The sequence below is a fragment of the Janthinobacterium glycogeni genome, from assembly GCF_051380725.1.
In the GTDB taxonomy this organism is placed as follows: domain Bacteria; phylum Pseudomonadota; class Gammaproteobacteria; order Burkholderiales; family Burkholderiaceae_D; genus Janthinobacterium.
Genome location: NZ_JBNYXP010000008.1, coordinates 50,875 through 63,087, shown reverse-complemented (window position 1 = coordinate 63,087; position 12,213 = coordinate 50,875). Strand labels below are relative to the sequence as shown.

Below are 12,213 nucleotides of genomic sequence, written 5' to 3'. Positions count from 1 at the left end.
GCTCCTTAGTTACCGACAGTCACGTAAACGTGACAGGATTGTTTCGAAATACGGTCGCCACGGCCTTTTGCACGCGCGGTGAAGCGCTTCAGGACCGGGCCCTTTTCGACGTAGATCGTTTTCACGAACAATTCGTCGATGTCCGCGCCATCATTGTGCTCGGCATTCGCAATAGCGGATTCCAGAACGCGTTTGATGATCGCAGCACCTTTTTTCGGGCTGAATTGCAAGATGTTGAGTGCAGCGTCAACTTTCTTGCCACGGATCAGGTCAGCAACCAGGCGGCCCTTTTGGTCCGACAGGCGCACACCTTTGAGGATAGCTTTAGTTTCCATTATTTCTTAGCCTTTTTGTCAGCTGCATGGCCCTTGAACGTACGGGTCAGTGCGAATTCGCCGAGCTTGTGACCAACCATGTTTTCGGAAACATAAACCGGCACGTGCAGCTTGCCGTTATGAACCGCGATCGTCAGGCCGATGAAGTCAGGCATGATTGTCGAACGACGCGACCAGGTTTTGATTGGCTTTTTGTCTTTGGCTGCTTGCGCGGCTTCAACTTTTTTCACCAGGTGGGCGTCACAGAACGGCCCTTTTTTCAATGAACGTGTCATGTGCTACCCCTTATTTCTTGCCGCGGCGCGAGACGATCATGGAAGTAGTACGCTTGTTGCTGCGTGTCTTCTTACCCTTGGTCTGTTGGCCCCATGGCGAAACTGGATGACGACCAGCTGCTGTTTTACCTTCACCACCACCGTGCGGGTGATCGACCGGGTTCATGACCACACCGCGAACGGTAGGACGAACACCGCGCCAGCGCATCGCACCAGCTTTACCGATTTTACGCAGGCTATGCTCGGCATTGCCGACTTCACCAACCGTTGCACGGCACTCGATATGCACGCGACGTACTTCACCCGAGCGCAGACGCACTTGAGCGTAGGTACCTTCACGTGCCATCAGCACAACGCCAGCGCCAGCGGTACGTGCCATTTGGGCACCTTTACCTGGCAGCATTTCGACGCAATGCATCACGGTACCGACCGGGATGTTACGGATTGGCAAGCAGTTACCCGATTTGATCGGTGCTTCCGAACCGTTCATCACGCTGTCGCCAACGGCCATGCCTTTGGTTGCGATGATGTAGTGACGTTCGCCGTCGGCGTAGCACAACAGAGCGATATTCGCGGTGCGGTTTGGATCGTATTCGATACGTTCCACTTTCGCTGGAATACCATCTTTGGTGCGCTTGAAGTCGATCAAGCGGTAGTGTTGCTTATGACCACCACCGATATGACGGGTGGTGATGTGACCGTTGTTGTTACGACCAGCGGTCTTGGATTTCTTTTCAACCAGGGCAGCGAACGGACGACCTTTGTACAGGTCGGCATTCACCACCTTTACCATGCCGCGACGGCCTGGCGAGGTTGGTTTCATCTTAACGAGTGCCATTATGCAGCCTCCTCGGAGAAGTTGATTTCCTGGCCAGGCTTCAGGCACACGAAAGCACGCTTGGTATGGTTACGACGACCGTTGAACTTGCCGGTGCGCTTTTGCTTACCTTCGCGGTTTGCAGTTTGCACGGACAGAACTTCAACCTTGAACAGCAGTTCGACCGCTGCCTTGATTTCAGGCTTGGTTGCATCCGGCAGTACGCGGAATACAATTTGCTCGTTCTTTTCCGCGACCATGGTGGCCTTTTCGGAAATCACGGGCGCCAACAGCACCTTCATCAAGCGTTCTTCGCTATGTTTCAAAATCGCGCTCATGCCAGCATCTCCTCAATCTTGGCCAATGCAGCTTTGGTGACCAGGATCTTCTTGTAGAACACCAGGGACATCGGGTCTGCGTGACGTGGCTCAACGACGAGTACGTTAGGCAGGTTGCGCGATGCCAGTTCCAGGTTTTCGTTCAGAACGTCGGTGATGATCAGAACCGAATCAAAGCCCAGGCCGTTCAATTTTTGCGACAGCAGCTTGGTTTTTGGCGCGTCGATCGTCAGATCGTCGATGACGATCAGGCGCTCTTCGCGAGCCAGCTGCGACAGGATCGAGCAGATACCTGCGCGATACATCTTTTTGTTCACTTTGTGGGTGAAGTTTTCGTCAGGCGAGTTCGGGAAAATCCGACCACCGCCGCGCCACAGTGGCGACGACGACATACCAGCACGAGCGCGGCCGGTACCTTTTTGGCGCCATGGCTTTTTCGTCGTGTGGTGAACTTCTTCACGGTCTTTTTGCTTGCGGTTACCACTACGTGCATTCGCTTGATACGCGATGACGACTTGGTGGATCAGCGCTTCATTGTAGTCACGGCCGAAAATCGTATCGGCTGCAGCAACGTTCGAGGCGGCTTGACCTTGCGCATTCAGAAGCTTGAGTTCCATCGTTTAAGCTCCCTTCTTGGCTTTGGTTTTGATGGCTGGCGAGACAACTACCTGGCCATTTTTCGCACCTGGAATCGCGCCTTTGACCAGCAGCAGCTGACGGTCGGCATCGATACGGGCGATCACGAGGTTCTGGATCGTACGGTTAACGTCACCCAGATGACCGGTCATGCGCTTACCAGGGAAAACGCGACCTGGATCTTGTGCCATACCGATGGAACCTGGAACGTTGTGCGAACGCGAGTTACCGTGCGTTGCACGGCCAGAAGCGAAGTGGTAACGTTTGATAACGCCTGCATAGCCTTTACCGATGGTAACGCCTTGCACGTCGATCTTTTGACCGACTTCGAACAGGGAAGCGGCGACAACATCGCCAGCTTTCAGTTCAGCGGCTTTAGCAGCATCGACACGGAACTCTTTCAACAGAGTACCGGCTTCAACGCCAGCTTTAGCGTGATGACCAGCAACAGCTTTGGTCACGCGGGAAGCGCGACGTTGACCGAATGCGACCTGAACAGCGGAGTAGCCATCTGTTTCAGGGGTTTTGATTTGCGCAACACGGTTGTTCGATACGTCCAACACGGTGACAGGAATCGAATCCCCTTCATCCGTGAAAATGCGCATCATACCAACCTTGCGACCGAGAAGGCCTAGGCTCATTTTTTCTCCATTCCCACCTGCGATTGGGCGGGGCTTGTTTAACTACAAAGTAACGTAGGACTCAAAAAAGACGAATCCATACCGAAGCCGGCTAGTATATAGCACAAAAACCCTTGACGCAACAAGTTAACACGAGGTATGTCAAAGTGTTGCGCGACGCCCCTGCGGGAGTTGTCAGGGCCGGGAAATCGAGAGGGAAAGCAATGCGGGAGGGCCACCCATGCGGGACGACGCCATGAGGAAAAACGGCGCGAGAAGGGCTTTCCGCCCTGCTCGCGCCGCATGCTTCCGGCCGCCAAACAGCGCCGCGCCGGTACGCCGGACGGGCACTGACGGACTTGCCGCCTTAGCCGCCGTACGTGCGATCGCAGCTGGCGGTGCAGGTATCGAGAATCATCTGGCAGATCGGGCTGCTTCCGCCCAGGCCGCCGCCACCGGTGCAGCTGGCAACCTTTTGCCAGCAACCGTAATAGCATTGCTGCAATTCAGCACTCGTGGCATAGGCATAACTGCCGCTCAGGCTGCAGGCGAAGAGGAAAAAAGCCAGTTTCTTGATCATGGTGCTGTCTCCAGGTTTTTTATCAGTGGGGATGGAAGGTCTTGCCAAGCGGCGGCAAACCATCCTGCCTGCCACCGCCCTACTACGCCGCTGCGCCGCCGCACGTAGTTTCGTGCTTCTCGGCAATCAATACCAAAGAGTACCGTAAACAATACCAACTTAAAACCAATTATTTACCAAATCAGCAATGTTTTTCATGCGCCACGCGATCACGCCAGTTTATTGGGTGCCTTTGCCAATCTGATACCAGTCCACCTTGCGCGTCGCCACCATGATGGCGGCCAGCACGGCAAACAGCAGGATGCTGCCCATCACCAGCGCATTGTTTTCCGAGCTCAGCAAGCCAAACAGGGCGCCATACAGCAAGGTCAGCCCCACACCGAAGCCGATGCCGCGCCAGGCGTTGTGCAGCACGTGCACCAGATAAAAGCTGGTCAGCACGATACAGGCGGCGCTGGCGATCAGATAGGCGGCCAGGAAGGCGATGTGTTCTGCCAGGCCCACCAGCAGCAGGAAGAAGATCGCCAGCGACAGGCCCACCAGCAGATACTGCACCGGGTGGATCGGCAGGCTTTTCAGGATTTCAAAGATGAAGAAGGCGGCAAAGGTCAGCGCCACGAACAGCAAGCCATATTTGGTGGCCCGGTCCGATTGCGAATACACGTTCACCGGCTCGATGAAGCCCACGCTGAAGCGGTCGATCTGGCCCAGCGGCGCGCTGTCGGGCACCTTGAACTCGCCCTCGATCGTGCTCAGCTGCGTTTGCGCATTGGTGGCCAGCGAGGAGATGCTCCACTCGACCTGAAAGCCATCGGCGTTGATTTGCCGGAATTTCGGCGACGGCAGGAAGCGCCCGCCAAACTGCGGATGGGGCCAGTTCGACTTGATGCTGATCTGACTGTTTTTCGCCACCGGCACGAAGTGCTGGCGTTCGATGCCGTCGAGGCCCAGGTCAAAGCTGAAGCGCACCTGCTGCGGCGCCGCCAGAGGCATGGCGCCCAGCGGCGCATGCAGGCCGCTGCGGAAGGCAAACAGGTCGGTGCCCTGCTCGAACTCGATCTTCTGGCCGCCCCAGTCGATTTTCGGAATATTACGGATACCGCGCACGTCCTCGATGGACAGGGCCACGAACGGCGCACCCAGGGTCACGCGCGAGTCCGGCGACTTGCGCGGCAGCTGGCTGCCGGCCGGTACCGTGAAGTCGCCCTTGAACGCGTGCTGGCCGCTGTACACGAGCACCTGGTGGATGCCGCGGTAACGGCGGTCAGTCTCGATGTGACCGTTGAGCAGTAAATTGTTCGGGTAGACAAGCAGACGGCGCTGCACCGTGCGGCGCAACAACTCCGTGCGCACCGCCGATTTCGCTTCCTTGTCATCGCCCTTGGCCACCTCCACGCGCTCTTCGTACTGCTCCGTGTAGGGAATCACCAGGATGGGGCCGATGATGGTTTGTTCGCGCACCGAATCGGCGGCAATGCTGTTGACGGCTTCCTGGCGGAATTCCATCCGCTCCTTGATCGTTTCCTGAATCATCAGCAAAGGCAGGCCGATCACCAGCATCAGGCCGAACACGATCAACGCTTTGACGAATAGAGTTTTTTGCATGGCGCATCCTTGAAGTAAGGGTGCCAGTGTAAAAAAGCTGTATGCGCTGACGATGCAGTCTGTGTGAAGCCGGCAAATAAAGTGCGCTAAGAGTGTACTAAGCCAGCGGCAGGCACAGGCGCGCGCAGGCGCCACCGTCCGCAAGATTGAGCACCTCGACCGTGCCGCCATGCAGGGAAGCGACCTCGCGCACAAAGGGCAGGCCCAGGCCCGTGCTCTTGCCGGCGCTCGGGCGCGGCAGGGAATAAAAGCGCTCGAAGACGCGCTCGAGCGCATATGCGGGGATGCCCTCGCCGCGGTCGCGCACGCCAATTTCCACTTGGCTGCCCTGGCGATGCGCCGTCACGTCGATGCAGCTGCCCGGCGGCGCAAAGCCGGCCGCATTGTCGAGCAAGTTGCCCAACGCCTGGCGCAGCAGCAAGGCGTCGCCATCCACGCTCAACTCCTCGCACTGCAGCTGCAGGCGCACGCCGCGCGCCGCCAGCGTGGCTGCCGCGTCCTGCGCCACTTGCGCCAGCAGGGGCCCCAGCGCGATGCGCTCGGGGTGGTCCAGGCGCTGCTGCTTTTCCACGCGCACCAGGGCCAGCAGCTTGTCGATCAATTGCCGCTGGCGTGCATTCTGCTCGAGGATACTGGCAAGGAACTGGCGCCGCTCGGCCGGCGGCATGTCTTCCTGCAGCAGCTCGGCCGAGGCCTGGATGGCGGCGATCGGGCTTTTCAATTCATGCGCCAGCGTGTGCATCAGTTGCTCCACGTATTCCTTGCCTTCCAGGCGCGTGCGCATCGCCTCCAGCGCCCGCCCCAGGGTGCCGATCTCGTTCGTGCCCAGCGCCGGCAGCGCCACCTTGCGCCCCGCTTCCACGTCGCCGATATAGGTCATCAGCTTGCCCAACGCATGGTGCAGCCACCACGCGAAGGCCAGGCCGATCAGCAGCGACAGCAGCAACAGCACGGCGCCGCGCTGCAGGATCTTGCGCTGGCTGCGCTCGACAAACGCTTGCACGCTGGCGTTCGGCTTGGCTACCGTCAGCACGCCGATTACCTCATCGCCGTCGCGAATCGGCGCGGCCACGTGCATGACCGTCGACATCTCGTCGTCGGGCCGGCTGCGCGTGCTGCGCGCGCCATACTTGCCCTGCAAGGTCAGATACACGTCATTCCAGCGCGAATAGTCGCGCCCCACGTCGCGCCCGCTGGAATCGAACAGCACGATGCCGTGCCGGTCCGTGATGGTGATGCGGTAATCGAGCGTGCGCTTGCGCACGCCATTGATATTGACGTCCACGCCATGGCGCGCGTAATCCTGCATGCGCGCGGCCACGGGCGACTGCGCCAGCGTGCCCGCCTTCACGTCGGGCGCCACCAGGCTGGCCAGCAGCTGCGAGGTGTCGACCAGGGTGTCTTCCAGGGTCGAGCGCACGCCCGGCTTGACCTGCTCCATGAAGACATTCAGCAGGAACCATGCGGCCAGCCCGACGATCAGGAAGTAGCCGAGCAGGATGCGCAGGCCGATCTTCATGCGCCGGCCAGGCTGTAGCCGAGGCCACGATGGGTGTGGATGGGATCGGCCTGCGCATCGACGGCGCGCAGCTTGGCGCGCAGCGATTTGACGTGCGCATCGACGGTGCGCTCGAGCGTGTCGGGCGCCCCGCTCCACACGCGCTCCATCAGCTGCGCGCGCGACAGCACGTGGCCCGGATACTCGAGCAGGGTTTTCAGCAACAGGTATTCATAGCGGGTCAGGTCCAGCTGCTGGCCGTGAAACAGTACACGCGCCTCGAGCGCGCGCAACTCGAAGCGCGCCGGCGCGGTCGCGACGACAGGCGCAGCTATCGTCATGCCAGCCTCGCGCGGCGCCTGGGCGACGCCGGCGCGGCGCAGGATGACGCGGATGCGCGCCACCAGTTCGCGCGGCGAAAACGGTTTGGTGACGTAATCGTCGGCGCCGATTTCCAGGCCGACGATGCGGTCGATCTCGTCGCTGCGGGCCGTCAGGAAGATCACCGGCACCTCGGAAAACTGGCGCAGCCGGCGGCATACTTCCAGCCCGCTCATGTCGGGCAAGCCCACGTCGAGCACCACGAGAACGGGCGTCTGCGCCGCTGCGCCGGACATGGGGCGCAGCGCGGCCAGGGCGTGCTCGCCCAACATCACATGGCGCGGCGTAAAGCCGTCCGTGCGCAGGGCATAGGCGATGCTGTCGGCAATCGCCTGTTCATCTTCCACGATCAGGACAGTCTTGGACATGGCGGCGGCACGCATTAGTGGACAAGCCCGGAGTATCCCTGAAGCACGCAAGCGGCGTCAATCGCGCGGCCGACGAAAAGCCACCCGCCCCAAAAAACCTGGCGTATATTTATTGCGGCATGACTCCGCCGATACACCGTGTTTGACACCCGTCCGAGGAGATTATGAAGACCGATTCCATCAGCCTGCTATGCGCTGTCAGCCTGCGCGGCGCCAGCGACACTCGCCACCGCCAACGCACAACAAGATGCCTGTGACGCGGCCGAACGCAGAGGCCAGTTTGGCGAAGCGGAACTGGCTTGCGTACAGGCACTGCGCAGCGCCGAGCAGGCCGGGGCCACGGAGGAAGCGGCGCAGCCGCGCAGCGATGCGCGCGTCGGCCGCCGCATGGTGGAACTGGCGTCGGTCCTGGCCGCGCAAGGCAAGTGGCAGGAAGGCACGGGCTATCTGGAACGCGTGCCGCCGCTGCTGCCGAAGCTGTCGCCCGCCTCGCGCACCTATTCGGCGCAAGTGCTGCGCCAGTCCGCCATGCAGCTGCAAGGCGGCCCGCAAGCAGCGGTGGGCGCGCCTCGAGGCGGTGGCGGCCAGCCTGCAATAAGCGACTCCCTGAGCCGCGCCTAAGGCTGGGCCACGTGGATGCTGGCCTTGATGTGCTTGAGGTGGGCCACGATGGTGAACGTCATCACCACCAGCAGCGACCATGAGCTCCATTTGCTGACGTGCACCACCGACCACGCGCCGAGCTGGTTCGGATAGCGCCACACGCCCCAAAAGGTGCTGATGTTTTCGGCCAGCCAGATGAAAAAGCCGACCAGCACGAAACCGAGCAGCAGAGGCATGCTGCGGTCGCGGTCGAGCGGGCGGAACACCACGGTGGTGCGCGCATACAAGCCCAGCGCGCAGGCGGCCAGGTACCAGCGGTAGTCGCCGATGTAGTGATGGGTGAAGAAGTTGGCGTAGATCAACACTGCGATCAGCACCGCCATCCAGTACGGCGGATGGTGGCGGATCCGCATGTCGAGCAGGCGCCAGGTCTGGATGATGTAGCTGCCGACGGCCGCATACATGAAGCCGGAAAACAGGGGAACGCCAAACACCTTGGTGTAGGCGAAATCGGGATAGCTCCACGACTGGATCGTCCCCGATACCTTGAACACTTCCAGCGCGAAGCCGACCGCGTGAAACAGGCAGATGGCTTTCAATTCATCCCACGTTTCCAGCCCGCTCCAGACCATCGCTGCCTGGATCGCCAGCGCTACCAGCAGCAGCACGTCATAGCGCGGCAGGCCGAACAGGCCGGCGCGCGGCACCAGGAATACGGCAGCAAAAAACAGTCCCACAAACAGGCATGACCTCGCCTCCTTGATGCCGAAATACAAAAATTCGGTCAGGAAGCGCGGCCAGCCGCGCAGGCGCTGACGGGGAGTTGCATTGAGCAGGTGGGTATCGAGGGCGTTAAGCATGCGGCAACTTTATCTTCCAGCCACAGCACTGTAAAGCGATATCCCCGTGCGTATCGATGACAAGGCAAAAAAAACCAGGCACGCGGCCTGGTCTTTGACACGCCCGGCATCGCTGCCGGGCGGTAGGGTATCAACTGATGACGATCAGAGGAAGGTGTAGCTGGCCGATACGCCGATACGACGCATCTGGAACGATTCAGCGTAGCCGCGGCGCCACTGCACCGGCGCAGCCTTGTCGAACAGATTGTCAATGTACAGGCTCAGACGCGTGTTCTTGATGCCGCTGTACGACAGGTTGTAATCAACCGTGGTGTTGCTGCCAACACGCGAGCAAGCCGACATATTCTCGGCCGACACTTTGTTGGTGACACAGTAGGTCGACGAAGTCTGGTTGTCGTTGCTAAAACCGCTGGCGTAGTTCAGGGTCATGCCGTGGTCGAACGAGCCGGTCTTCACGCTGGCGCGCAACTTGGTTTTCAGACGCGAGCCCAGGTCGTAGTTACCTGCCAGGTTGGTGTCATAGGCATTGTCGGTCACGCTGAATTCCTGGTATTTCCACAGGTAGCTACCTTCCAGCTTCAGGCGAACCTGGCCGATACTGGTGTTGAAACGGCCACCCGCATCAAAGTCGAAGCCCGAAGCACGGGTCTTGCCGCTGTTGACGTATGGGTTGTACAACAGGCCGATCGCGCCAACGCCACCGAAGTTGGTCGTATTGCCTGGTGCGTATTTTTTCACCAGTGCCAGGAATTGCGCATCGGAAGCCGAGTTATCGACACGCACCAGCTGTCCGGCTGGCAAGCCAGCTTCGCCGCGCAGGATGTCAGCCACGGCACGGGTACCGATTTCATCCTTACGTTCGATATGGTAGTAGTCCAGTGCCACGGTCCAGTTCTTGACCGGTTCGAAAACGAAACCAGCGGTAATCGAACGCGAGGTTTCCGGCTTCAGGTCCTTGTTCGCCGACACGAAGCTAGGCACGCCGCCCTTGCAATCGCTGTTCTGGAAGGTGTTGCCCTGCGCCTTGTCGACGCTGGTGGCTGCTGGATTGTTCTGCACCAGGTTATTCAGGGCACTGGCGGTTGCGCAGCGGCGTGGATCGCTGACATCGGTGGCAAACGAGCTGCGGCCCAGGCCATTACCTGTTTCAACGATGTTAGGCGCACGGAAGCCGCCAGCGGCCGTGGCGCGCAACAACAGGGTATCGGTCGCGTTGATGCGCAAGCCCAGCTTCGGCGAGAAGTGCACGTCGCTGTTGGTGGACTTGTCGGCACGTACTGCAGCGCTCACTTCCACACGCTTGACTACCGGAATGGTCGCTTCGGCGAACAGCGCGTAGTGATCCATGGTGTCTTTGACTTGCAGGCCGGCGATGCCGACCAGGTCACCACGCAGGACGTTGTCCGAGCTGGCCATCTCATACTTTTCGCGGCGGATGTCGGTACCGAACGCCACGTTCAACGGACCGGCTGGCAATTGCGCCACTTCACCGGATACAGTTGCGTCGATGAAGGTGATCTTCGACTCGCCCTTGGTGGTACGTACCGGGAACATCGATTCCAGCAGCGCGGCATCGTTTTGCTGGCCGAACTTGTAGGTGCCGTTGACGATGGCATTGGTGTAGCCGGTAGCGCTCACGGCACGGGTGGCCTTGTTGGCTTTCGAGTTCATGTAGCCGACCGCGGATTTCCAGTCGAAATTGCCGATGTCGCCGTTCAGGCTCAGCATGACGCGCGTCTGATCGGATTCGGTGCGGTTGAAGTTGAAGCCGTTGCCGGTGTCCATCATGCGGGCACGGTATTCGACCGGTACGCCGTAAGGGTTGTTGGCGTGGCCAACTGGCAACTTAGGATAGAAGAACGGACCGACCATCTTTCCATTGATCGCGTCGTACCAGGTGCTCGGCGACGTGGTGGCGCTACCGTTGCTGACGTTCAGCGGAGGGACGATGTAGTCGTTGCTGGCGCCGGCATTGGTGATCTCGAAATTGGCGTCGATAGACTTGCCAATTTTAAAATGCGTATTGCTGGCCACCGCATAGCGCTTGGCATTGGTGGTCAGGCCGGTGTACGGCAGGACATCCATCTTGCACAGCTTGTCTTTCGGGTCGATCTTGTCGGCTGGGCAGCCTGGCGCGGCAACGATGTTCGTGCTGTTCAGGAAGTAGTTGCCGGTTGGCGAGAACGAGCTCAGGGCGTCCCAGGTCGAACGGCCCGGAGTCTGGCGGTGCCATTCAGGGTAGTGGCCGCGCAGGTCGTCAGCGGTATAACCATCGCTCTTGTAAGCTTCGTACGTCAGGTAGGTGTTGAAACCGTCCTTGTCGATATCGCCGTAACCGACGATGCCCGAGACGTTGCGGCTGCGCTGGTCTTTGAAGCCTTCGGTTTCCTTGTAGTTGCCGGTGATCTTGGCGCCTTCGAAATTCTTCAGCAGGATGATGTTGATCACGCCAGCGATGGCGTCGGAACCGTAGATTGCCGACGCGCCGTCCTTCAGGATCTCGATGCGCTCGATGGCCGCAGCCGGGATCGCGTCCAGGTTGGTGAAGTTTTGTTGTGCGCCATCGGCCAGGCCGTATTGTGCAATGCGGCGGCCGTTGACCAGCACCAGGGTCGCGACCTTGCCCAGGCCACGCATGCCGACGCCCGATGAACCCGTGGCAAAGCTGCCGGAGCTGTTGCTCGACGAGTCGATCGAAGTGCTGATGGCTGCGGAGGAATTCAGGATGCCCAGCGCCGTGGTCTGGCCGGTGCGCTCGATGTCGTCGCGGGTCAGAACCTGCAGCGAGCCAGCTGTTTCAGCTTCGGTACGCTTGATGCTACTGCCGGTGACTTCGACGCGTTGCAGTTTTTCTACAGGTGCGGCAGCTTCTTGCGCCACAGCATATTGAGAGAAAGCCAGTGTCAATGCGATTGCAAGTGTGCTTTTCTTCAAACGGGGGGTATTGCTCATCACGGTACTTTTCAAAACTACTCCTCAAATATTGTTTTCGTTTTATAAATCGATGCGTTGCACGGATCATTTTTGTAAAATGATCACACATTCTCACGCATGTTACAAATTTCTCACATTTGACGCACGCGGGAAAGAAAACAATTAACAATTGTTGTTTTTACCCCACTTTACAGGTCAGACAAGTATGTGCTGGAGTCAAGCTGGCGCGCCTTGAACTGCCCGGCAATCGCGGCGAGGAGAGGTGAACAGGAGAGGGAGAAAGCGAAGCGAACGAAGAAAAGGACGGAAGCAGCTGAAAAAGGCGCGGCGCCAATAGCAATGGGGCCGGACGCGCTCACGATT

The 12,213-nt window shown here is 59.5% G+C and carries 13 protein-coding genes; 1 reads left to right on the top strand and 12 read right to left on the bottom strand.

Going from position 1 to position 12,213, the window contains the following annotated elements; all coding sequences use genetic code 11:
• Positions 1-5: 5 nt before the first annotated feature.
• From rplV to creB, 10 genes are all read right to left on the bottom strand, one after another.
• The gene (gene rplV, locus ACQ4W4_RS19080; RefSeq protein WP_170840583.1) at positions 6-338 is read right to left on the bottom strand and encodes a 50S ribosomal protein L22; all 333 of its coding nucleotides are present in this window, start codon (positions 336-338) and stop codon (positions 6-8) included.
• Positions 335-610, bottom strand: a complete 276-nt coding sequence (gene rpsS / locus ACQ4W4_RS19075; protein ID WP_008444295.1) for a 30S ribosomal protein S19 — start codon at positions 608-610, stop codon at positions 335-337. The genes rplV and rpsS overlap by 4 nt, the downstream gene beginning before the upstream one ends.
• A gap of 10 nt (positions 611-620) precedes the next feature.
• Positions 621-1,448, bottom strand: a complete 828-nt coding sequence (gene rplB / locus ACQ4W4_RS19070; RefSeq protein WP_034753198.1) for a 50S ribosomal protein L2 — start codon at positions 1,446-1,448, stop codon at positions 621-623.
• Positions 1,448-1,765 (bottom strand): 50S ribosomal protein L23, encoded by a 318-nt coding sequence (gene rplW / locus ACQ4W4_RS19065; RefSeq protein WP_010394398.1) that lies wholly within the window; start codon positions 1,763-1,765, stop codon positions 1,448-1,450. Before rplW ends, rplB begins: the two co-directional genes overlap by 1 nt.
• Positions 1,762-2,382, bottom strand: a complete 621-nt coding sequence (gene rplD / locus ACQ4W4_RS19060; RefSeq protein ID WP_034753197.1) for a 50S ribosomal protein L4 — start codon at positions 2,380-2,382, stop codon at positions 1,762-1,764. Before rplD ends, rplW begins: the two co-directional genes overlap by 4 nt.
• Positions 2,383-2,385: 3 nt before the next feature.
• On the bottom strand, positions 2,386-3,042 hold the full coding sequence (gene rplC, locus ACQ4W4_RS19055; RefSeq protein ID WP_010394393.1) for a 50S ribosomal protein L3: 657 nt from the start codon (positions 3,040-3,042) through the stop codon (positions 2,386-2,388).
• Between the two features lie 346 nt (positions 3,043-3,388).
• Complete coding sequence (locus ACQ4W4_RS19050) at positions 3,389-3,601, bottom strand: hypothetical protein (RefSeq protein ID WP_436497771.1); 213 nt, start codon at positions 3,599-3,601, stop codon at positions 3,389-3,391.
• Positions 3,602-3,820: 219 nt separating this feature from the next.
• On the bottom strand, positions 3,821-5,206 hold the full coding sequence (creD, locus tag ACQ4W4_RS19045) for a cell envelope integrity protein CreD (protein WP_436543303.1): 1,386 nt from the start codon (positions 5,204-5,206) through the stop codon (positions 3,821-3,823).
• A 97-nt stretch (positions 5,207-5,303) separates the two neighbouring features.
• Positions 5,304-6,725 carry a two-component system sensor histidine kinase CreC gene (gene creC / locus ACQ4W4_RS19040; RefSeq protein ID WP_436543302.1) on the bottom strand — a complete coding sequence of 474 codons (1,422 nt, stop codon included), beginning with the start codon at positions 6,723-6,725 and terminating at the stop codon, positions 5,304-5,306.
• Complete coding sequence (gene creB / locus ACQ4W4_RS19035; RefSeq protein ID WP_436543301.1) at positions 6,722-7,453, bottom strand: two-component system response regulator CreB; 732 nt, start codon at positions 7,451-7,453, stop codon at positions 6,722-6,724. The genes creC and creB overlap by 4 nt, the downstream gene beginning before the upstream one ends.
• A gap of 387 nt (positions 7,454-7,840) precedes the next feature.
• On the opposite strand from creB, the gene ACQ4W4_RS19030 reads away from it, so the two are divergent.
• Complete coding sequence (locus ACQ4W4_RS19030) at positions 7,841-8,074, top strand: hypothetical protein (protein WP_436543300.1); 234 nt, start codon at positions 7,841-7,843, stop codon at positions 8,072-8,074.
• On the opposite strand, the gene ACQ4W4_RS19025 is transcribed toward ACQ4W4_RS19030, so the two are convergent.
• Both ACQ4W4_RS19025 and ACQ4W4_RS19020 read right to left on the bottom strand, forming a co-directional pair.
• Complete coding sequence (locus ACQ4W4_RS19025; RefSeq protein ID WP_077398829.1) at positions 8,071-8,916, bottom strand: DUF817 domain-containing protein; 846 nt, start codon at positions 8,914-8,916, stop codon at positions 8,071-8,073. The genes ACQ4W4_RS19030 and ACQ4W4_RS19025 overlap by 4 nt on opposite strands.
• Positions 8,917-9,060: 144 nt before the next feature.
• A complete protein-coding gene (locus ACQ4W4_RS19020; RefSeq protein ID WP_436543299.1) occupies positions 9,061-11,796 on the bottom strand; it encodes a TonB-dependent receptor plug domain-containing protein in 2,736 nt (911 codons plus the stop codon).
• Positions 11,797-12,213 lie beyond the last annotated feature (417 nt).

Excerpts from the sequence above, each read along its gene's own strand:
- rpsS (WP_008444295.1), bottom strand. The coding sequence starts at position 610 with ATGACACGTTCATTGAAAAAAGGGCCGTTCTGTGACGCCCACCTGGTG.
- rplB (WP_034753198.1), bottom strand. The coding sequence starts at position 1,448 with ATGGCACTCGTTAAGATGAAACCAACCTCGCCAGGCCGTCGCGGCATG.
- rplW (WP_010394398.1), bottom strand. The coding sequence starts at position 1,765 with ATGAGCGCGATTTTGAAACATAGCGAAGAACGCTTGATGAAGGTGCTG.
- rplD (WP_034753197.1), bottom strand. The coding sequence starts at position 2,382 with ATGGAACTCAAGCTTCTGAATGCGCAAGGTCAAGCCGCCTCGAACGTT.
- rplC (WP_010394393.1), bottom strand. The coding sequence starts at position 3,042 with ATGAGCCTAGGCCTTCTCGGTCGCAAGGTTGGTATGATGCGCATTTTC.
- ACQ4W4_RS19050 (WP_436497771.1), bottom strand. The coding sequence starts at position 3,601 with ATGATCAAGAAACTGGCTTTTTTCCTCTTCGCCTGCAGCCTGAGCGGC.
- creD (WP_436543303.1), bottom strand. The coding sequence starts at position 5,206 with ATGCAAAAAACTCTATTCGTCAAAGCGTTGATCGTGTTCGGCCTGATG.
- creC (WP_436543302.1), bottom strand. The coding sequence starts at position 6,725 with ATGAAGATCGGCCTGCGCATCCTGCTCGGCTACTTCCTGATCGTCGGG.
- creB (WP_436543301.1), bottom strand. The coding sequence starts at position 7,453 with ATGTCCAAGACTGTCCTGATCGTGGAAGATGAACAGGCGATTGCCGAC.
- ACQ4W4_RS19030 (WP_436543300.1), top strand. The coding sequence starts at position 7,841 with ATGGTGGAACTGGCGTCGGTCCTGGCCGCGCAAGGCAAGTGGCAGGAA.
- ACQ4W4_RS19025 (WP_077398829.1), bottom strand. The coding sequence starts at position 8,916 with ATGCTTAACGCCCTCGATACCCACCTGCTCAATGCAACTCCCCGTCAG.